This is a genomic window from Streptomyces sp. NPDC002825 (assembly GCF_040295385.1).
In the GTDB taxonomy this organism is placed as follows: Bacteria; Actinomycetota; Actinomycetes; order Streptomycetales; family Streptomycetaceae; genus Streptomyces.
Map to the genome: position 1 here is coordinate 19,016 of NZ_JBEOVH010000048.1, position 20,778 is coordinate 39,793.

Here is a 20,778-nt window from a genome sequence, read left to right on the forward strand (position 1 = left end):
GGCCGGGTCAGCGGACGGCGCTGTACGTCCTCTCGCCCGTGTCGGCCTCGGCGCCGGCACCGGTCGGGGTGTCCGTCTCGCTGATGCCGAAGCGGTCGTGGAAGCGGCGCAGCGGGCCCGGGGCCCACCAGGTGAGGCGACCGGTCAGCTTCATCACGGAGGGGACGAGGAGGCTGCGGACCACCATCGCGTCCATGAGGACGGCGAGCGCGACGCCGAGTCCGAGCATCTTGGTGTTGGTGACGCGGGAGGTGCCGATGGCGACCATGACGACGGCGAGGATCACGGCGGCGGCGGTGATCAGTCCGCCGGTGTGGCGCAGTCCGAAGCGGACGGAGTGCTCGTGGTCGCCGGTGGCGTCGTACTCCTCCTTGATGCGGGAGAGCAGGAACACCCCGTAGTCCATGGAGAGTCCGAAGGCCACGCAGAACATGAGCACGGGCAGGGTGGTCTCGATGTCGCCGGTGGGCGTGAAGCCGAGGAGTCCGGCGAGGTGCCCTTCCTGGAAGACCCAGACGACGGCGCCGAACATGGCCGTGAGGCTGAGGGCGTTGAGGAGGACGGCCTGGACCGGGACGACGAGGCTGCCGGTGAGCAGGAAGACGAGGAGCAGGGTGACGAGGACGATGATCCCGGCCGCCCAGGGCAGCCGCTCGGCGATGGCGTCCTTGGAGTCGACGAGGACGGCGGCCGGTCCGGTGACGGAGGTCGTGAACGGGGCCTCGGCCGCGCGCAGTTCCCCGACGACCCGCTGGGCGCCGGCACCGACGGTCTCGCCCTCGGGCACCACGGTGAAGTAGGCGGCGCCGCCGCCGGTGGTGACGGGTCCCTCGGCCCGTCCGACGCCGTCCAGGGCGGCGATCCGCTCGCGGTAGTCGGCGTACTGCGCGGGGGTGGCCGTGCCCTCGGCGAGGACGGTGATGCCGCCGCCCGGGTTCCCCGGGAAGCCGTCCCGCAGCTGGTCCTGGACGACCCGGGAGGAGGCGGTGGCGGGGAGCTGGCGGTCGTCGGCGGTGCCGAACTTCACGCCGAGGAAGGGCAGTCCGAGGAGGACGAGCCCGGCGGTGGTGACGACGGCGAAGACGGGCGCCCGTCGCATCACGAGGGCGGCGGCCCGCCCCCAGCCGGCCCCGTCGCCGGCCTCCTTCGGCGCCCGGCCGCGCCGGAGGAGGCGCCGGAGGTCCAGGGCGTTGACCCGGTCGCCGAGCAGCACGAGGGCCGCCGGGAGCAGGGTCAGCGCGGCGGTGGCGGCGAGCAGGACGACGGCGATCCCGGCGTACGCGAAGGAGCGCAGGAAGTACTGCGGGAAGACCAGCATCGCGGCGAGCGAGACGGCGACGGTCAGGGCGGAGAAGAGCACGGTCCGCCCGGCCGTGCGCAGCGTCGTACGGACGGCGGTGTACGTGTCGGCGCCGGCCGCCAGCTCCTCGCGGTAGCGGCGGACGACGAACAGGGCGTAGTCGATGGCGAGTCCGAGCCCGAGCGCGGTCGTCAGGTTCTGCGCGAAGACGGAGACGTCGGTGAACTCGGTGATGCCGCGCAGGACGGCGTTGGTGCCGAGGATGGCGACGATGCCGACGCCGAGCGGCAGCAGGGCGGCGACGGCGCTGCCGAAGACCATGACGAGCAGCACGAGGGTGAGCGGCAGGGCGATGAGCTCGGCCCGCAGCAGGTCCTCCTGGATGACCGTCTGCATCTCGTGCCGGACGGCGAGCCCGCCGCCCAGGGAGACCTCGACGGGGCCGTGGGTGCCCCGGTACGTGGGGGCGATCCGGTCGAGGACGGCGGCGGCGTCCTTCTCCTCGCCGGCGATCCGGGCGGCGATCACGGCCCGGCGGCCGTCCTCGGAGCGGAGGGCGGGCGAGCCGGTGGACCAGTAGGAGCCGACGCCGTCGACGCCCGGCTCGGCGTCGAGCCGCTCGGCGAGCCGCCGGGCCTCGGCGGCGACGGCGGGGGCGTCGACGAGGGCGGCTCCCCCCGCGCCCTTGGCGGCACCGGTGCCTCCGGCGCCTGCAGCGCCTCCCCCGGCTGCCGCGCCTGCAGCGCCTCCGGCGTCGACGAGCAGCAGCACGTTCGGCTGGGAGCCCGGGAACTGTCGCTCCAGGGCCTCGGTGGCGTACGTGGACTCGGCGGACGGGTCCTCCCAGCCGCCGCTGCCCATGCGGTCGGCGACACCGCCGCCCGCGAGGACGGCGAGGGCCGTGAGCACGAGGGCCACCAGGAGCGTGAGGCGCGGCCTGGCGGTCACGAACCGCGTCCATCCCCCGCCGCTCCCGCCCGCGGGAGGTGCTTTCTTGACTTCGGACATGACGCGGTGTCCCCTTCACCGTGGCCCCCGCACGCGCTTCCCGGCAGGTCGCGGGGGCCGCCCATTGCCATAGACTGGCAAACACGAGTGATCACTCGCATTCCCCAAGAATGCGAGCGACCTCTCGCGTTTGTCAAACGTGTTGAGGAGGCCTGGGGACAGCCATGTCCGAAGACGTGTCCGAAGAACCGAAGCCGCGCCGTCGTCAGGCCCGCGGCGAGCGCCGCATCGCCCAGCTGCTCCAGGCCGCCGCGAACGTCTTCTGCGCGCACGGATACACGGCGACCAGCACCAACGCGATCGCCCGGGAGGCGAGCGTCTCCCCGGGCACGCTCTACCAGTACTTCCCGAACAAGGAGGCCATCGCGATCGAGCTCGGGGAGCGCCTCCTGAGCGAGATGCGGGAGGCCCACGGCCAGGCCTTCAGCCAGGCGAACCTCGCCCTGCCGCTGCCCGAGCTCCTGGACGTCGTCGTCGACCCGCTGATCGCGTTCAACTGCGAGCACCCGGTCTTCCTCGCACTGATGCACGGCTCCGAGATCCCCGGCCGGATCGCCGAGGAGCACGACGCCCTGCACGCCAATCTGCTGACCTCGGTACGGGACGTGATCGCGCACTTCGCGCCCGAGCTCTCCCCCGAGGAGCGCGCCCGGATCGCCGACATGACCTTCGCGATCTTCAAGGGCGGTCTGGGGCTCGTCCTGGCCGCCCCCGAGGGCGCCGAGCGGGACGCGACGATCGCCGAACTGAAGACCGTCCTCCTCCGCTACCTCTCCCCGCTCGTCACCGCGGAGCCCACGCCCCTGCCCCGCTGACCCCGGGGCCGGTCACGACACCTGCGCCCCCTGCCCCGGGGCCGGCCACGATGCCTGCACCCCCTCGCCCACCGGGTCACCACGCCTCCGATCCGCTGACCGTCTCCGGCGACGGCGCCGGCTCCCCCTTCCGGGCCCGCAGTTTCAGCGCGAGCAGCGGGAAGACCAGGACCGAGAGCATCCCGGCCCCCACGAGCGCCGCCGCCTCGCCGGCCGTCATCTCCTTGTCGTCCACGCCGATCGTGGTGATCGCGACGACGAGCGGCAGCGCCGTGGAGCCGTACAGGACGAGCCCGCCCCGGTCCTGGCGGTCCAGGTCGCCCGGGGCGAGGAACCAGATCGGCCCGCCCCGCACGACCAGGAAGAGCAGCAGGAAGACCGGCAGCAGAAGCAGGGTCCTGCCCCCGTCGAGGAGCGAGTCGAGGTCGAACTCGATACCGGTGACGACGAAGAAGACCGGGACGAGGAAGCCGAAGCCGACGCCCTCGACCTTCTCCAGGATCTGCGGCCCGGAGTCGGGCGCGGCCCCGGTGAGGACGAGCCGGGTGATGAGCCCGGCCGCGAAGGCGCCGAGCAGCACGTCGAGCCCGAGCGCCGTCGAGGCCCCGAGCATCACGGCGAGCAGCAGGAAGACGAAGCGGACCGCGAACTGGCCGCTGCTGTGCAGCGTCTTGGCGATGACCGTCGAGAACCACGGTGGGCGCGGCCGCAGCGCCCAGAGGACGGCCCCGGCGGTGAGCGCGGCGAAGACGGCGAGGAGGGCGGTGGACTCGGCGGCGCCGCGCCCGCTGAGCAGCAGCGCCATCGCGATGATCGGGCCGAACTCGCCGACCGCGCCGAAGGCCATGACCACCGAGCCGAACCGCCCGTGGAGGTCTCCGGCGTCCCGCAGCACCGGCAGGACCGTGCCGAGGGCGGTGCTGGTCAGGGCGACACCGATGAACACGCCCTTGGTGTAGCCGCCGCCGAGCAGGATGCCGGTGCCGAGCCCCAGGCCGAGGGCGATCACCCAGGCCCAGACGGAGCGCTTGAGGGTGTCGCCGCGGACCTTGCCGAACTCGATCTCGTACCCGGCGAGGAAGATCAGCATGGTGAGGCCGAGCTGCGAGAGGCCGTCGATCAGCGCGTCGGGCCGGGCCCAGTCCAGGACGTCGGGGCCGATGAGGATGCCGAGCAGGATCTCGAAGATGACGAGCGGGACCGGGAGCTTGCGCCCCACCGCGTAGGCGAGCAGCGGCGCCAGGACGGCGATCGCCATGATCAGGATGAGCGTGCTCCCCGAATGCGATATATCGGGTATTTATCACAAACGCCGAGCACCTACTGGATTTAATACCCCCCAGGGGTATAGCCTCTGTATCGTAAGACCCTGAAACCCCAGGAGGAGAGCGCCATGTCCGCAGAGACGAAGACCGAACTGACCACCGTCTACCAGGTCAAGGGCATGACCTGCGGCCACTGCGAGGGCGCGGTCTCCAGCGAGATCTCCGAGATCGCCGGCGTCTCCTCGGTCACGGCCGTCGCCAAGACCGGCGAGGTCACCGTCGTCTCCGACGCCCCCCTCGACCGCGCGGCCGTCGCCGCCGCCGTGGACGAGGCCGGCTACGAGCTGGTCTGACCCCTCCCCGAACAGACGTCGCAGGGCCGTACCGTTTACCGGTACGGCCCTGCTCCCCTTTGGAACCGCACATGCCAAGCACCACCGTCACCGAGCTGACGATCGGCGGGATGACCTGCGCCTCCTGCGCCGCCCGCATCGAGAAGAAGCTCAACCGGATGGACGGCGTCACCGCCACGGTCAACTACGCCACCGAGAAGGCGCACGTCGAACACGCGCCCGACGTCGCCGTCGACGCGCTGATCGCCACCGTCGTGAAGACCGGCTACACCGCCGAGGAACCCCTGCCGCCCGAGCCCGACGAGGAGGACGAGGAGCCCGCCGAGGACCCCGAGCTCGCCTCGCTCCGCCGGCGGCTCACCGTCTCCGCGCTCCTCTCCGCGCCCGTGGTGCTGCTCGCGATGGTCCCCTCGCTCCAGTTCGACAACTGGCAGTGGCTCTCGCTCACCCTCGCCTCCCCCGTCGTCGTCTGGGGCGGGCTGCCCTTCCACCGGGCCGCCTGGACCAACCTCCGGCACGGCGCCGCCACCATGGACACCCTCGTCTCGGTCGGCACCCTCGCCGCCTACGGCTGGTCCCTCTGGGCCCTCTTCCTCGGCGACGCCGGCATGCCCGGCATGCGCCACGGCTTCGACCTCACCGCCGACCGCGCCCACGCCTCCTCCTCGATCTACCTGGAGGTCGCCGCCGGCGTCGTCACCTTCATCCTCCTCGGCCGCTACCTGGAGGCCCGCGCCAAGCGGAAGGCGGGCGCCGCGCTGCGGGCCCTGATGGAGCTCGGCGCCAAGGACGTGGCCGTGCTCAGGGAGGGCAGAGAGGTGCGGATCCCGGTCGGCGACCTGAAGACCGGCGACCTCTTCGTCGTACGCCCCGGGGAGAAGATCGCCACCGACGGCACCGTCACCGAGGGCGCCTCCGCCGTCGACGCCTCCCTGCTCACCGGCGAGTCGCTGCCCCTGGACGTCACCCCCGGCTCCGCCGTCACCGGCGGCTGCGTCAACGTCTCCGGCCGGCTCGTCGTCGAAGCCACCCGCGTCGGCGCCGACACCCAGCTGGCCCGCATCGCACAGCTCGTCGAGGACGCCCAGAGCGGCAAGGCCGAGGTCCAGCGGCTCGCCGACCGGATCTCCGCCGTCTTCGTCCCCGTGGTGCTCCTCATCGCGCTCGGCACCCTCGTCACCTGGCTCCTCGCGACGGACGACGTCACCGCCTCCTTCACCGCCGCCGTCGCCGTCCTGATCATCGCCTGCCCCTGCGCCCTCGGGCTCGCCACCCCGACCGCCCTCATGGTCGGCACCGGCCGCGGCGCCCAGCTCGGCATCCTCATCAAGGGCCCCGAGGTCCTGGAGTCCACCCGCCGCGTCGACACGGTCGTCCTCGACAAGACCGGGACGGTCACCACCGGCCGCATGCGGCTGACCGGCGTCCACGTCCACGGCGGGCGGTACGGCACCGACTCCGCCGACGAGACCGAGCTGCTGCGGCTCGCGGGCGCCCTGGAGCACTCCTCCGAGCACCCGGTCGCCCGCGCGATCGCCGCCGGCGCCGCCGAGCGCTGCGGGGAGCTCCCCACCCCGAAGACCTTCGAGAACGTCCCCGGGCTCGGCGTCCGCGGCTCCGTCGACGGCCGGCTCGTCCTCGTCGGCCGCGCCGCCCTGCTCGAGGCCGAGGGCGTGGAGGCACCCGCCACGACGGAGCCCGGCGCCGTCCACGTCGCCTGGGACGGGGTCGCCCGGGGCACCCTCACCGTCGCCGACGCCGTCAAGGACACCAGCGCCGAGGCGATCGCCCGGCTGCGCGCCCTGGGACTGCGGCCCGTGCTGCTCACCGGCGACCACCGGGCGGTCGCGGAGGCCGTGGCGGCCGAGGTCGGCATCGACGAGGTCATCGCCGAGGTGCTGCCCGAGGAGAAGGCCGAGGTGATCCGGCGGCTGCGGGCCGAGGGCCGTACGGTCGCGATGGTCGGCGACGGGGTGAACGACGCCGCCGCGCTCGCCGGGGCCGACCTCGGGCTCGCCATGGGGACGGGCACCGACGCGGCCATCGAGGCGAGCGACCTGACCCTCGTCCGGGGCGACCTGCGGGTCGCCGCGGACGCCATCCGGCTGGCCCGGCGGACCCTGGCGACGATCCGCGGAAACCTCGGCTGGGCCTTCGGCTACAACCTCGCCGCCCTGCCCCTCGCGGCGGCCGGACTCCTGAACCCGATGATCGCGGGCCTGGCCATGGCCTTTTCGTCCGTCTTCGTCGTATCCAACAGCCTTCGTCTGCGGCGGTTCACGTGAATTCACCCACGTGTGACGCACAGGACCTTCACAAGGAGATCTAGATCACAGATATTGGGGGGTAACCATCTGGGCTGTTCGCGAGTCTAAGTGGGCGATGCCAAGAACGTCTTGGGGGACGTTCATGGGATGTCTTGGGGGACGTCCCAGGCAAGCGCGGCCGGGGCACGTGCACCGGGGAGCTTTGAGCGGCCCTCCCGTACGTGCCCCCGGCAGACCGCGCGTCAGACGCCCGGCCCGGATCCCGTGGGGGGAATCCGCACCGGGATATGGGAAGCGCCCCGCTCGCCGACCCGTGGGGGGATCGGTGGGCGGGGCGCTTTTCGCCTCTTCTTCAGGGCTCGGTTCGCGCGCGTCAGCTGACGGTCAGCGGGCCTCGACCGGGACGAAGTCGCGGAGGACCTCGCCCGTGTAGATCTGGCGCGGACGGCCGATGCGGGAACCCGGCTCCTTGATCATCTCGTGCCACTGGGCGATCCAGCCCGGGAGGCGGCCGAGGGCGAAGAGGACCGTGAACATCTCGGTCGGGAAGCCCATGGCGCGGTAGATCAGGCCCGTGTAGAAGTCCACGTTCGGGTAGAGGTTGCGCGAGACGAAGTACTCGTCGGAGAGCGCGTGCTCCTCCAGCTTGAGCGCGATGTCGAGCAGCTCGTCGGACTTGCCGAGGGCCGAGAGGACATCGTGCGCCGCCGCCTTGATGATCTTGGCGCGCGGGTCGAAGGACTTGTACACCCGGTGGCCGAAGCCCATCAGGCGGACGCCGTCCTCCTTGTTCTTCACCTTGCGGATGAAGGAGTCGACATCGCCGCCGTTGGCCTGGATGCCCTCCAGCATCTCCAGGACCGACTGGTTGGCGCCACCGTGCAGGGGGCCCCACAGGGCCGAGATGCCGGCGGAGATCGAGGCGAACATGTTCGCCTGCGAGGAGCCGACCAGACGCACGGTGGAGGTCGAGCAGTTCTGCTCGTGGTCCGCGTGCAGGATCAGCAGCTTGTCGAGCGCGGAGACGACGACCGGGTCCAGGTCGTACTCCTGCGCCGGGACCGAGAAGGTCATGCGCAGGAAGTTCTCGACGTACCCGAGGTCGTTGCGCGGGTAGACGAACGGGTGGCCGATCGACTTCTTGTACGCGTACGCCGCGATCGTCGGCAGCTTCGCGAGCAGCCGGATCGTGGACAGGTGACGCTGCTGCTCGTCGAACGGGTTGTGGCTGTCCTGGTAGAAGGTGGACAGCGCGGAGACCACCGAGGACAGCATCGCCATCGGGTGCGCGTCCCGCGGGAAGCCGCGGAAGAAGTTCTTGACGTCCTCGTGGACCAGCGTGTGCTGCGTGATCTCGTTCTTGAAGGTCGACAGCTCGTCGACCTTGGGCAGCTCACCGTTGATCAGCAGGTACGCCACCTCAAGGAAGGTGGAGCGCTCGGCCAGCTGCTCGATGGGGTAGCCGCGGTACCGCAGAATGCCCTGCTCACCATCGAGGTAGGTGATGGCGGATTTATAGGCGGCGGTGTTGCCGTATCCGCTGTCCAGGGTGACCAGACCGGTCTGGGCTCGGAGTTTGCCGATGTCGAAGCCCTTGTCGCCGACGGTGCTCTCGACCACCGGGTAGGTGTATTCACCGTCCGCGTACCGCAGTACTACAGAGTTGTCGCTCACGTCATCCCTCACCGACGTAGTGCCTCTTCTTCGAGGTGCCCTGACTGTCTCTACCATCCCCCATTTGGCTCAGGAGAGTGCACTCGGGGTCGCTCATTGGGCCATTCGGCGGCACTCAGTGCCGCCAACCTTCATATCCTGCCCCCTTCGCCCCGGTTCCGGTAGTCCTCCGTGATCTTTCACACGAGGGACTCCCCTGTGAGCCGATGGGCGAGTGCGGTAAAGCGCCTGCCCGCCGAGACCGTACGGACCGCCTGGGCGATCGCCCGGCGGGAGCCGACCAGGACGACCAGCTTCCGGGCCCGGGTCACGGCCGTGTAGAGCAGGTTCCGCTGGAGCATCATCCAGGCGCTCATGGTGACCGGGATCACCACCGCCGGATACTCGCTGCCCTGCGAGCGGTGGATGGTGACCGCGTACGCGTGGGCGAGTTCGTCCAGCTCGTCGAAGTCGTACGGCACCTCCTCGTCCTCGTCCGTCCGCACGGTCAGCCGCTGCTCGACGGTGTCCAGCGCCGTGACGACGCCGACCGTACCGTTGAAGACCCCGTTGGCCCCCTTCTCATAGTTGTTCCGAATCTGGGTCACCTTGTCACCGACCCGGAAGACCCGGCCGCCGAACCGCTTCTCCGGCAGGTCGGGGCGGGCCGGGGTGATCACCTGCTGGAGCAGGCCGTTGAGCGAGCCCGCACCGGCCGGGCCGCGGTGCATGGGGGCGAGGACCTGGACGTCCCGGCGCGGGTCGAGGCCGAACTTGGCCGGAATCCGCCGGGCCGCGACGTCCACGGCGACCCGGGCGGCGTCCTCCGTCTCCTCCTCGACGAAGAGGAAGAAGTCCGGGAGGCCCTGCGTCAGGGGCGGGGCGCCGGCGTTGATCCGGTGCGCGTTGGTGACCACCCCGGACTGCTGGGCCTGCCGGAAGATCCGGGTCAGCCGCACGGCCGGCACGGGGCTGCCGGGGGCGAGCAGATCGCCGAGGACCTCCCCCGCGCCCACCGACGGCAGCTGGTCGACGTCCCCCACGAGCAGCAGATGGGCACCCGGTGCCACGGCCTTGACCAGCTTGTTCGCCAGGAGCAGGTCGAGCATGGAGGCCTCGTCGACGACGATCAGGTCGGCGTCGAGCGGCCGGTCCCGGTCGTAGGCCGCGTCCCCGCCCGGCTTCAGCTCCAGGAGCCGGTGGACGGTGGAGGCCTCGGCGCCCGTCAGCTCGGCGAGCCGCTTCGCGGCCCGGCCGGTGGGGGCGGCGAGCACGACCTTGGCCTTCTTGGCGCGGGCCAGCTCCACGATCGAGCGGACCGTGAAGGACTTGCCGCAGCCCGGGCCGCCGGTGAGCACGGCGACCTTCCGGGTGAGGGCGAGCCGCACGGCCTCCTCCTGCTCGGGCGCGAGCGAGGCCCCCGTACGGTCCGCGAGCCAGGCCAGCGCCTTGTCCCAGGCCACGTCCCGGAAGGCCGGCATCCGGTCCTCCTCGGTCCGCAGGAGCCGCCGCAGCTGCCCGGCGAGGGAGAGCTCGGCCCGGTGGAAGGGGATCAGGTAGACGGCGGTGACGGGCACGCCCTCGGGCCCGGGCACGGTCTCCCGTACGACCCCCTCGGGATCGAGGGCGAGCTCGCCGAGACACTCGATGACGAGCCCGGTGTCGACCTGGAGGAGCTTCACGGCGTCGGAGATGAGCCGCTCCTCGGGCAGGAAGCAGTGCCCCTGGTCGCTGGACTGCGACAGCGCGTACTGCAGACCGGCCTTCACCCGGTCGGGGCTGTCGTGCGGGATGCCGACGGACTGGGCGATCTTGTCGGCGGTGAGGAAGCCGATGCCCCAGACGTCGGCGGCGAGTCGGTACGGCTGATTGCGCACGACGGAGATGGAGGCGTCCCCGTACTTCTTGTAGATCCGCACGGCGATGGAGGTGGACACCCCCACCCCCTGCAGGAAGACCATCACCTCCTTGATCGCCTTCTGCTCCTCCCAGGCGGCGGTGATGTTCTTGGTCCGCTTGGGCCCGAGCCCGGGCACCTCGATCAGCCGGGCCGGGGCCTCTTCGAGGATGTCGAGCGTCTCGAGCCCGAAGTGCTGCGTGATCCGGTCGGCGAAGACGGGCCCGATGCCCTTGACGAGCCCGGAGCCGAGATAGCGCCGGATGCCCTGGATGGTGGCGGGCAGCACGGTCGTGTAGTTGTCCACGGTGAACTGCTTGCCGTACTGCGGATGCGACCCCCAGCGCCCCTCCATCCGCAGCGACTCCCCCGGCTGCGCCCCGAGCAGCGCCCCGACGACCGTGAGCAGATCCCCGGCCCCGCGGCCGGTGTCGACCCGGGCGACCGTGTACCCGCTCTCCTCGTTGGCGTACGTGATCCTCTCCAGGACGCCCTCGACGACGGCTGGGCGGTACGGCTGACCCTCGTTGGACATGCACCGACCGTAGCGAAGGGCTCGGACATCACGCCGGGGCCCTGTGGAAGAGGTCATAAATCACCGCGGTCGCCCGTGTCCTCAAGGAGGTCGAGCAGCAGGACGTACGGCACCGGAACGGGTGACCGCACCACCCCGCCCCGCGCCCCGCCGCTCGTGGTCACACCGCCCTGAACGCCTCCAGGGTCTCCTCCAGGACCTCCACTCCGTCCCTCGTCCACAAGGTGTCGTTGAAGAGTTCCACCTCCACCGGGCCCGTGTAGCCGGCCTTCTCCAGCAGGGCCGCCCAGGCCGCGAGGTCGATCGCGCCCGTGCCCAGCTGGCCCCGGCCGTTCAGGACGCCCGCCGGGAGGGGGGTCGTCCAGTCGGCGAGCTGGAAGGAGTGGATGCGGCCCGCCGCGCCCGCGCGTTCCACCGCCGCCGGGGCCCGGTCGTCCCACCACAGGTGGTACGTGTCGACGGTGACGCCCACCTGTGAGGCGGGGAAGCGCTCCGCGATCTCCAGGGCCTGGTCCAGGGTGGAGACCGCGCACCGGTCGGAGGCGTACATCGGGTGGAGCGGCTCGATCGCGAGGCGGATTCCGCGGTCGCCGGCGTACGGGGCCAGTTCGGCGATCGCCTCCGTGATGCGGGCCCTCGCCGACGGGAGGTCGGGGCAGGACGGGGTCAGGCCGCCGGAGACCAGGACGAGGGTGTCCGTGCCGAGCGTCACCGCCTCGTCGATCGCCGCGCGGTTCTCCGCCTCCCAGCCGTCGGTGGTGAAGAAGCCGCCCCGGCAGAGGGTGGTGACGGCCAGGCCCGCGTCCCGCACCAGGTCGGCCGCCGCCTCCACCCCGTACTCCTGCACGGGTTCGCGCCACAGCCCGATGCCCGGGATGCCCAGACGGAGGCAGTGCTGCACCAGTTCGGGCAGGGGCAGCTGCTTCACCGTCATCTGGTTGATGCTGAAGCGGTCCTGGTTCACTGAGGCACTCCGTACACCGTGAGGAGGGCGCGCATCCGGGACTCCGCGCGGGACGGGTCCGGGAACAGGCCCAGGCCGTCGGCCAGTTCGTACGCACGGGACAGGTGCGGCAGCGAGCGCGCGGACTGCAGGCCGCCGACCATCGTGAAGTGGTCCTGGTGGCCCGCCAGCCAGGCCAGGAACACCACGCCCGTCTTGTAGAAGCGGGTGGGCGGCTGGAAGAGGTGGCGGGAGAGGGCGACCGTGGGGTCGAGCGCCTTGCGGAAGCCGTCGACGTCGCCCGTGTCCAGGATCCTCACCGCCTCCGCCGCCAGCGGGCCCAGCGGGTCGAAGATGCCGAGGAGGGCGTGGCTGAAGCCCTGTTCGTCGCCCGCGATCAGCTCCGGGTAGTGGAAGTCGTCGCCCGTGTAGCAGCGGACGCCCTCCGGAAGGCGGCGGCGCAGCTCGACCTCGCGCCGGGCGTCGAGGAGCGAGATCTTGATGCCGTCGACCTTGTCGGGGTGGGCCTTGATCACGTCGAGGAAGGTCTGGGTCGCCGCGTCGAGGTCGGGCGAGCCCCAGTACCCGTCGAGCGCCGGGTCGAACATGGGGCCCAGCCAGTGCAGGATGACCGGTTCGCTCGCCTGCCGGAGCAGGTGGCCGTAGAGGTCGAGGTAGTCCTCGGGGCCCCGCGCGGCGGCGGCGAGGGCGCGGGAGGCCATGAGGATGGCCTGCGCGCCCGACTCCTCGACGACCGTCAGCTGTTCCTCGTAGGCGGTACGGATCTCCGCGAGCGTCGCCGGGCCGGTCAGCTGGTCCGTGCCCACGCCGCAGGCGATGCGGCCGCCCGTGCCGCGCGCCTCCGCGGCGCTCCGGCGGATCAGTTCGGCCGCGCCCGCCCAGTCCAGGCCCATCCCGCGCTGCGCGGTGTCCATGGCCTCGGCGACCCCGAGGCCGTGGGACCAGAGGTGGCGGCGGAAGGCGAGGGTGGCGTCCCAGTCGACGGCGGCGGGCAAGTCGGGGGTGGTGTCGGCGTACGGGTCGGCGACGACGTGCGCGGCGGAGAAGACCGTACGGGAGGTCGGCGGGCCGGCCGCGGGGAGCGCGAGGGGTTCGGTGCGGGGCTCGTACGCGCGCGTGGAGCCGTCCGGGAGCGGCAGGCGGAGGGTCACAGGGTCACTTCCGGGACGTCGAGGCGGCGGCCCTCGGCGGCCGAGCGCAGGCCGAGTTCGGCGAGCTGGACGCCGCGGGCGCCGGCGAGGAGGTCCCAGTGGTACGGCTCGTCGAGCGCGATGTGCCGGAGGAACAGCTCCCACTGGGCCTTGAAGCCGTTGTCGAACTCGGCGTTGTCGGGGACCTCCTGCCACTGTGCGCGGAAGGACTCGGTGGCGGGGATGTCGGGGTTCCAGACGGGCTTCGGGGTGGCCGAGCGGTGCTGGACGCGGCAGCCGCGGAGTCCGGCGACGGCGGAGCCGTGGGTGCCGTCGACCTGGAACTCGACGAGCTCGTCGCGGTGGACGCGGACCGTCCAGGAGGAGTTGATCTGGGCGATGGCCCCGCCCTCCAGCTGGAAGATGCCGTACGCGGCGTCGTCGGCGGTGGCGGCGTACGGCTTGCCCTGCTCGTCCCAGCGCTGCGGGACGTGGGTGGCGACCTGGGCGGTGACGCTCGTGACCCGGCCGAAGAGCTCGTGGAGCACGTACTCCCAGTGCGGGAACATGTCGACGACGATGCCGCCGCCGTCCTCCGCGCGGTAGTTCCAGCTGGGGCGCTGGGCGTCCTGCCAGTCGCCCTCGAAGACCCAGTAGCCGAACTCGCCGCGTACGGACAGGATCTCGCCGAAGAAGCCGCCGTCGACGAGGCGCTTGAGCTTGAGCAGGCCGGGGAGGAAGAGCTTGTCCTGGACGACGCCGTGCTTGATGCCCTTCGCCTGGGCGAGGCGGGCGAGTTCCAGTGCGCCGGCGAGGTCGGCCGCGGTGGGCTTCTCGGTGTAGACGTGCTTGCCGGCGGCGATGGCCTTGGTGATCGCCTCGACGCGGGCCGGGGTGACCTGGGCGTCGAAGTAGACGTCGACGGTCTCGTCGGCGAGGACGGCGTCGAGGTCGGTCGACCACTCGGTGAGGCCGTGGCGCTCGGCGAGGGCGCGCAGGGCGTGCTCGCGGCGGCCGACGAGGACGGGCTCGGGCCACAGCGTCTCGCCGTTGCCGAGGTCGAGGCCGCCCTGTTCGCGCAGGGCGAGGATCGAGCGGACGAGGTGCTGGCGGTATCCCATGCGCCCGGTGACGCCGTTCATGGCGATGCGGACTGTCCTGCGTGTCACGAGTGTCTCCCTGTCCCCGGTGCTCCGCGCCCTCGGTCCGTCCGGAGAAAGCCGTCGGGATAGAAAGCGCTTTCCATCGCGGATGACGCTAGCCTGCCGACATCGCCGCCGACAAGGGCCCTGGAGGTACGCACACGATGACCGTCACCCTGGCGGACGTGGCCGCCCGCGCACGGGTCTCCCCCGCCACCGTCTCCCGCGTCCTGAACGGCAACTACCCGGTCGCCGCGTCGACCCGGGAGCGGGTGCTGCGGGCCGTGGACGAGCTGGACTACGTCCTCAACGGCCCCGCGAGCGCCCTCGCCGCCGCGACGTCCGACCTGGTCGGCGTGCTCGTCAACGACATCGCGGACCCCTTCTTCGGGATCATGGCGAGTGCGGCGCAGAGCGCGATCGGGGAGAGCGCGACGGGGCGCGGCGGCGGCGAGAAGCTCGCCGTCGTCTGCAACACGGGCGGCTCCCCCGAGCGCGAGCTGACCTACCTCACCCTGCTGCAGCGGCAGCGGGCCGCGGCCGTGATCCTCATGGGCGGCTCCCTGGAGGACCCGGAGCACCTCGCGGCGACGGCCGGGAAGCTGACGAAGCTGGCGGAGGCGGGGACCCGGGTCGTGCTGTGCGGGCGGCCGCCGGTCGCGGGCGACGCGAGCACGGCGGCGCTCGCCTTCGACAACCGGACCGGGGGGCGGCGGCTCACCGAGCACCTCCTCGGCCTCGGGCACCGGCGGATCGGTTACGTGGCCGGGCCGGCCGACCGGACGACGACCCGGCACCGCCTGGAGGGCCACCGCGAGGCGCTGGCGGCGGCGGGGGTGGCGGAGGGGCCGACGGTCCACGGCCCGTACGACCGCGCCTCCGGCCACGAGGCGACGGCGGAGCTCCTCGCCCGGGACCCGCGGCTCACGGCGGTCGTCGCGGCCAACGACACGGTGGCGCTGGGCGTCTGCGCGGCCCTGCGGGAGCGGGGTCTTTCGATCCCCGGCGACGTGTCGGTCGCGGGCTTCGACGACCTGCCGTTCTCGGTGGACGCGGTCCCGTCCCTCACGACGGTCCACCTCCCCCTCCACGAGGCGGGCGTCCGCGCGGGCCGCCTGGCGACGGGCGCGGAGGAGCCTCCGGCGGGCGGGGTGGAGACGGTGCCGGCGGAGCTGGTGGTACGGGGGTCGACGGCCCGGCCGCGGGGGTAGGTGACCGCTACCGTAGGAATCGACGACATACGGAGGCCCGCATGACGACGATAGTGATGAACGCCCAGAGCGCCTGGGACGCCCTGGAAAACGCAGTCCTCCCCGACGGCTACCGCGTGGAGATCACGGAGGGGAAGATCATCATGACGCCGCAGGGCAGGGATCAGTGGAGGGTGATCCTCAAGGCCGCACCTCAGATCGAGCAGCAGCTGGCCGACCACGGCGAGATCCTCTCCGACGTCATGATCGACTTCCCGTCCAGTCTGTACGGCTATGCCCCCGATCTCGCCATCGTCGCTGCGGGCTCCCAATTGAACAGCCGGGGACGCTTCGAGTGGCACACCCTGGAAGCCGTACTCGAAGTCGTCTCCAAGAGCACACGGGACAACGGCTTCGAGAAGAAGTTCCGGATGTACGCGGAGTGCGGGATCCCGCTCTACGTGATCATCGACCCGTCCGAGAACGTCTGCACCATCCACAGCAAGCCCGCACGCACTGGCGTGTACACGGAGCGGGAGACGATCCCCTTCGGCGAGGACCTCGTCCTGCCCCTCGAAGGGCGCGAGATCGTCGTGAAGACCGACGGCTTCCCGCGCTCCGAGGGCTGAGCTACTTCTCCGGCGTCAGGCCCGTCGCCGCGAGGACCGCGTCGACGGTCTCCTCGACCGTCTGCTCCGCGTTGTCGATCCAGACGCCCTCGCCGGAGAGTTCCGCGCGCATGGCCTCGTCCAGGAACGCCCAGTTCGTCGTCAGCTTCTTGTAACGGGCGTTGTTGCGCTCCCAGGCCTTGTCCGGGCCCGGGGCGAGGATCACCACGTGGAGCGGGGCCGCCTTCGCGTGGGCGCGGTAGAAGTCCAGGTGGGAGCGGCGCACGACCACGTCGTCGAGGACCGGCAGGAAGCCGGCCGCGGCGAAGCTGTCCGCGAGCAGGCACCCGTTGCGGGCGCGCAGCAGGATCTGGCGGTCCGCCTCCGGGTCGCCGTCCGGGGTCGGCCAGTGGCCGCCCTGGACGATCAGCTCCTGGAGGTGGTCGACCTCGATGTGCGCGGCGCGGCCGAAGCGGGCCGCGAGGGCCGCCGCGACGGTGCTCTTCCCACTCCCGGGGATCCCCGCCAACAGGACGGTGCCGGGGGCGGGTTCGGTGCTGTCGACGGTGATGTCCTCGAAGGTCATACGGGCCTTTCCTCGCTGGTACGACTGGGGAACGATACGGTCGCGGGCCCGCCGGACGCCACGGCTTTACGTCCCGCGCCCTGGCCCGCGTCGCGCACCGCGCCCCGTACCGCCTCCCGTCCCGGCGCGAGGGACGTCAGCGCCACTCCCCCGACGAGGAGCGCGGCCGCGCACCAGCGGAGCGGGCTCACGTCCTCCCCCCGGAACAGGGCCGCCGAGGACATGCCGAAGACGGGGACGAGGAGGGAGAAGGGGGCGACGGAGGAGGCGGGGTGACGGCGCAGGAGCCAGCCCCAGGCGCCGAAGCCGAAGACGGTCGTGATCCAGGCGACGTACACGATCACGGCGATCCCCGTCCCGTCGAGCCCGCGCAGGGCCGCGAGGTCCCGCTCGGGGCCCTCCAGGAGGAGGGAGAGGGCGAGGAGCGGCAGGACCGGCACCGTACTGACCCAGACCATGAAGTTGAGGGCGTCGGGCGGGGCGGCCTTGCGGGTCAGGACGTTGGAGACGCCCCAGCAGGCCGCCGCGGCGATCACCAGGGCGAAGCCGACGAGCGGGCCCGAGCCGCCCTCGTCGACGGCGGCGACGCCGATGCCGGCGAGGGCCACCGCCATCCCGAGCACCTGGAGGCGCCGGGGGCGTTCGCCGAGGGCGGCGAAGGCGAAGAGGGCGGTGAAGACGGCCTGGACCTGGAGGACGAGGGAGGACAGTCCGGCCGGGGCGCCGAGGTCCATGCCGGTGAAGAGCAGGCCGAACTTGGCGGCGCCGAGGACGAGCCCGACGCCCACGATCCACTTCCAGGCGACCTTCGGGCGGCCCACGAGGAACACGGCGGGCAGGGCGGCGACGAGGAAGCGGAGGGCGGAGAAGAGCAGCGGCGGGAAGTGGTCGAGGCCGATCTCGATGACGACGAAGTTGACTCCCCAGACGGCGGCGACCAGGGCGGCGAGGGCGAGGTGGGCGGGGCGCATGCGATCGAGCATGGCCGCCGTCGACCGTGTAGCACCAGCACGGGTTTCTTCATGGTGGGATGAAGCATCACTACATCCAGGAAGTCTCACAGGAGGTGCCCGTGCTGGATCTCGGCCGTCTGCGCGCCCTGCACGCCGTCGCCGTCCACGGCAGTGTCGGCGCCGCCGCCACCGCCCTCGGCTACACCCCGTCCGCGGTCTCGCAGCAGATCGCCAAGCTGGAGCGGGAGACCCGTACGACCCTGCTTGAACGTAGCGGACGCGGCATCCGGCTCACCGACGACGCCCACCAACTCGCAGCCACCGCACGGCAGTTGCTCGCGCTCGTCGAGGAGGCGGAGGTGCGGCTCGAAGAGCGGCGCGGCCGGCCCGCCGGGCGGCTCACGATCGCCTGCTTCGCGAGCGCGGCGCGCGGTCTGATGCCCCGGGCGCTCGCCGAGCTGGCCCGGCTCCATCCGGACCTCGACGCCCGCCTCTCCGAGGTGGACCCGCACCTCTCGGTCGACCTGGTGGCGCGGGGCGTGATCGACCTGGCGGTGGCGCACGACTGGGACATCGCGCCGCTGCCGGCGCCGCCGGGGGTCGAGCAGGTGGTCATCGGCGACGACCTGTGCGACATCCTCGTCCACCGGGAGCATCCGCTGGCGGCGCGGGAGTCGGTGCGCCGGGAGGAGCTGGCGGCGGAGCGGTGGATCTCGCAGCCGCCGGGGACGGTCTGCCACGACTGGCTGACACGGACGCTGCGGGCGACGGGGTACGAGCCGCTGATCGTCCATCAGGCGGAGGAGAACCACACCCAGGTGGCCCTGGTGGCGGCCGGTCTGGGCATCGCCCTCGTCCCGCGCCTGGGCCGCGGGACCCTGCCGCCGGAGGTCGTTCCGGTACGGCTCGACCCGACGCCGACGCGCCGGTTGCACGCCATGTGGCGGACCGGCGCGGCGCGGCGCCCGGCGATCCGGGAGACGGTCCGTACGCTCCAGGAGCTCTGGCCCACGATCGCCTCGGCCACGTGAGGGGGGCGGGAACGATTCCTGCGCGGATCCTTGACCTGGCAGTTACTTTCGGGCTATCCGTGACACCTTGGAAGTTTCCTTCAACCTTGCACGGCCGGAAGGAGCATCAGTGCACCACCGCGCCCCCGCCCCCTCCCGACGCATCCTCCTCACGGTGACCGCCGCAGCCGCCGCGGCGGCCGTCACCGGTCTCACCGCCCCCGCCGCCCACGCCGAGGCCGACGAGCTCGGGCTCCGGCGGATCATCGACCGGATGTCCCTGGAGGAGAAGGTCGGCCAGCTCTTCGTCATGCGGGTCTACGGCCACTCCGCCACCGCCCCCGACCAGGCCGACATCGACGCCAACCTCAAGGAGATCGGCGTCCGCACCGCCGCCGAGCTGGTCGAGCGCTACCACGTCGGCGGGGTCATCTACTTCTCCTGGGCCCACAACACCCGCGACCCGCTGCAGATCGCCGCCCTCTCCAACGGCATCCAGCAGGCCGCGCTCGCCCAGCCCACCCCCGTCCCCGTCCTCATCTCCACCGACCAGGAGCACGGCATCGTCTGCCGCGTCGGCAAGCCCGCCACCCTGCTGCCCGGGGCGATGGCCCTCGGCGCCGGCGGCTCGCACGCGGACGCCCGCAAGGCCGCGCAGATCGCGGGCGAGGAACTCGCCGCGCTCGGCATCCGGCAGAACTACGCCCCGGTCGCCGACGTGAACGTCAACCCCGCCAACCCGGTCATCGGCGTCCGCTCCTTCGGCTCGGACCCGCAGGCCGTCGCCGGGCTCGTCGCCGCGCAGGTCAAGGGCTACCAGCGGGCCGGGGTCGCGGCCACGTCCAAGCACTTCCCGGGCCACGGCGACACCGCCGTCGACAGCCATTACGGCCTGCCGACGATCACCCACACCCGGGAGCAGTGGGCCGAGCTCGACGCGCCGCCGTTCCGGTCCGCGATCGACGCCGGCATCGACTCGATCATGACCGCGCACATCGTGGTCCCCGCGCTCGACCCCAGCGAGGACCCGGCGACGCTCTCCCGGCCGATCCTCACCGGCATCCTGCGCGAGCAGCTCGGTTACGACGGGGTGGTGGTCACGGACTCCCTCGGTATGGAGGGCGTACGCACCAAGTACGGGGACGAGCGCGTGCCGGTCCTCGCGCTCAAGGCCGGCGTGGACCAGCTGCTCAACCCGCCCAAGCTCGACGTCGCCTGGAACGCGGTCCTGAAGGCCGTCAGGGAGGGCGAACTGACGGAGGCCCGGCTCGACGAATCGATCCTGCGGATCCTGCGGCTCAAGGCGAAGCTGGGGCTGTTCCGGCGGGCGTACGCGACGCGGGCGACCGTCGACCGGGTCGTCGGCACCGAGTCCCATCTCGCGCACGCCGACCGGATCGCCGAGGCGACGACGACGCTGCTGGTCAACGAGGACGGCTTCCTGCCGCTGAGTCCGTCGTCCCACGGCTCGGTCCTCGTGGTCGGCGCGGACCCCGCCTCTCCGTCCGGTACGACGGGGCCGCCGACCACGACGCTCGCGACGGCGCTCTCGGAGCTGGGCTTCACCGCGACCGCGCTGTCCACCGGGATCACGCCGACGGCGGCGAAGATCGAGGAGGCGGTGGCCGCGGCGGCGGGCAAGGACGTGGTGCTCGTCGGCACCTACAACGTGTCGGCGACCAGCCCTCAGCGGACGCTCGTGGAGCGGCTGGTGGCGACGGGGGTGCCCGTGGTGACGGTCGCGATCCGCAATCCGTACGACGTCGCGCGTCTGAGCGGTCCTCGGGCCTCTCTCGCCACGTACTCCTGGACGGACGTCGAACTCCGGGCGGCCGTCCGGGTCCTGGCGGGCCGGGCCCGGCCCCGGGGCCGGCTCCCGGTCCCGATCCAACGGGCGGACGACCCGACGACGGTCCTGTACCCGGTGGGGTACGGCTTGTCGTACACGCCCTGAGGCGAGGCGGGACCTCCGCCCGCGCTCCCCCCGTGTGGGGCCCGCGCCCGCTTGGGCGGTGCCCCGCCGCCGTGTGGGCAATCGTCCCGCATGGGGGTCCCCCCAGGACGAAGTCCTAGGGGGAGGGACGGGTGGGCACACGGGACGG

16 protein-coding genes are annotated in these 20,778 nt (G+C 72.1%); 7 read left to right on the plus strand and 9 right to left on the minus strand.

Annotated elements, in window-relative coordinates; genetic code table 11:
- Nucleotides 1-7: 7 nt before the first annotated feature.
- Entirely contained in the window at nucleotides 8-2,308 is a 2,301-nt protein-coding gene (locus ABT041_RS36675) for an MMPL family transporter (RefSeq protein ID WP_351192868.1), read from the minus strand.
- Nucleotides 2,309-2,472: 164 nt separating this feature from the next.
- Between ABT041_RS36675 and ABT041_RS36680 the strand changes: the two genes are divergently transcribed.
- Entirely contained in the window at nucleotides 2,473-3,123 is a 651-nt protein-coding gene (locus ABT041_RS36680) for a TetR/AcrR family transcriptional regulator (RefSeq protein ID WP_351192870.1), read from the plus strand.
- Nucleotides 3,124-3,199: 76 nt separating this feature from the next.
- Here the strand turns inward: ABT041_RS36680 and ABT041_RS36685 are convergent, their stop codons facing one another.
- Nucleotides 3,200-4,414 carry a cation:proton antiporter gene (locus ABT041_RS36685; RefSeq protein WP_351192903.1) on the minus strand — a complete coding sequence of 405 codons (1,215 nt, stop codon included), beginning with the start codon at nucleotides 4,412-4,414 and terminating at the stop codon, nucleotides 3,200-3,202.
- A gap of 102 nt (nucleotides 4,415-4,516) precedes the next feature.
- On the opposite strand from ABT041_RS36685, the gene ABT041_RS36690 reads away from it, so the two are divergent.
- A complete protein-coding gene (locus ABT041_RS36690; protein ID WP_351192872.1) occupies nucleotides 4,517-4,741 on the plus strand; it encodes a heavy-metal-associated domain-containing protein in 225 nt (74 codons plus the stop codon).
- A gap of 71 nt (nucleotides 4,742-4,812) precedes the next feature.
- On the plus strand, nucleotides 4,813-7,026 hold the full coding sequence (locus tag ABT041_RS36695) for a heavy metal translocating P-type ATPase (RefSeq protein ID WP_351192874.1): 2,214 nt from the start codon (nucleotides 4,813-4,815) through the stop codon (nucleotides 7,024-7,026).
- A 366-nt stretch (nucleotides 7,027-7,392) separates the two neighbouring features.
- Here the strand turns inward: ABT041_RS36695 and ABT041_RS36700 are convergent, their stop codons facing one another.
- The 5 genes from ABT041_RS36700 to ABT041_RS36720 all read right to left on the minus strand — a co-directional run bounded on the left by ABT041_RS36700 (nucleotide 7,393) and on the right by ABT041_RS36720 (nucleotide 14,356).
- Complete coding sequence (locus ABT041_RS36700) at nucleotides 7,393-8,682, minus strand: citrate synthase (protein WP_030685223.1); 1,290 nt, start codon at nucleotides 8,680-8,682, stop codon at nucleotides 7,393-7,395.
- A gap of 179 nt (nucleotides 8,683-8,861) precedes the next feature.
- Nucleotides 8,862-11,093 (minus strand): SF1B family DNA helicase RecD2, encoded by a 2,232-nt coding sequence (recD2, locus tag ABT041_RS36705; protein ID WP_351192876.1) that lies wholly within the window; start codon nucleotides 11,091-11,093, stop codon nucleotides 8,862-8,864.
- A 160-nt stretch (nucleotides 11,094-11,253) separates the two neighbouring features.
- Nucleotides 11,254-12,027 (minus strand): sugar phosphate isomerase/epimerase family protein, encoded by a 774-nt coding sequence (locus ABT041_RS36710; RefSeq protein ID WP_351192906.1) that lies wholly within the window; start codon nucleotides 12,025-12,027, stop codon nucleotides 11,254-11,256.
- A gap of 26 nt (nucleotides 12,028-12,053) precedes the next feature.
- Entirely contained in the window at nucleotides 12,054-13,208 is a 1,155-nt protein-coding gene (locus tag ABT041_RS36715; protein WP_351192878.1) for a dihydrodipicolinate synthase family protein, read from the minus strand.
- Complete coding sequence (locus ABT041_RS36720; RefSeq protein WP_351192880.1) at nucleotides 13,205-14,356, minus strand: Gfo/Idh/MocA family protein; 1,152 nt, start codon at nucleotides 14,354-14,356, stop codon at nucleotides 13,205-13,207. Before ABT041_RS36720 ends, ABT041_RS36715 begins: the two co-directional genes overlap by 4 nt.
- A 137-nt stretch (nucleotides 14,357-14,493) precedes the next feature.
- Between ABT041_RS36720 and ABT041_RS36725 the strand changes: the two genes are divergently transcribed.
- Together ABT041_RS36725 and ABT041_RS36730 are read left to right on the plus strand one after the other, a co-directional pair.
- Nucleotides 14,494-15,540: a LacI family DNA-binding transcriptional regulator gene (locus ABT041_RS36725; RefSeq protein ID WP_351192882.1), complete on the plus strand. Its 1,047-nt coding sequence runs from the start codon at nucleotides 14,494-14,496 to the stop codon at nucleotides 15,538-15,540.
- 41 nt (nucleotides 15,541-15,581) lie between these two features.
- Nucleotides 15,582-16,148 carry a Uma2 family endonuclease gene (locus ABT041_RS36730; protein ID WP_351192885.1) on the plus strand — a complete coding sequence of 189 codons (567 nt, stop codon included), beginning with the start codon at nucleotides 15,582-15,584 and terminating at the stop codon, nucleotides 16,146-16,148.
- A gap of 1 nt (nucleotide 16,149) precedes the next feature.
- Here the strand turns inward: ABT041_RS36730 and ABT041_RS36735 are convergent, their stop codons facing one another.
- Nucleotides 16,150-16,713 (minus strand): P-loop nucleotide/nucleoside kinase family protein, encoded by a 564-nt coding sequence (locus tag ABT041_RS36735; protein WP_351192888.1) that lies wholly within the window; start codon nucleotides 16,711-16,713, stop codon nucleotides 16,150-16,152.
- A complete protein-coding gene (locus ABT041_RS36740) occupies nucleotides 16,710-17,684 on the minus strand; it encodes an EamA family transporter (RefSeq protein WP_351192891.1) in 975 nt (324 codons plus the stop codon). Before ABT041_RS36740 ends, ABT041_RS36735 begins: the two co-directional genes overlap by 4 nt.
- A 101-nt stretch (nucleotides 17,685-17,785) precedes the next feature.
- On the opposite strand from ABT041_RS36740, the gene ABT041_RS36745 reads away from it, so the two are divergent.
- The gene (locus ABT041_RS36745) at nucleotides 17,786-18,697 is read left to right on the plus strand and encodes a LysR family transcriptional regulator (RefSeq protein ID WP_351192894.1); all 912 of its coding nucleotides are present in this window, start codon (nucleotides 17,786-17,788) and stop codon (nucleotides 18,695-18,697) included.
- Between the two features lie 109 nt (nucleotides 18,698-18,806).
- Nucleotides 18,807-20,630: a glycoside hydrolase family 3 protein gene (locus ABT041_RS36750; protein WP_351192896.1), complete on the plus strand. Its 1,824-nt coding sequence runs from the start codon at nucleotides 18,807-18,809 to the stop codon at nucleotides 20,628-20,630.
- Nucleotides 20,631-20,778: the final 148 nt, after the last annotated feature.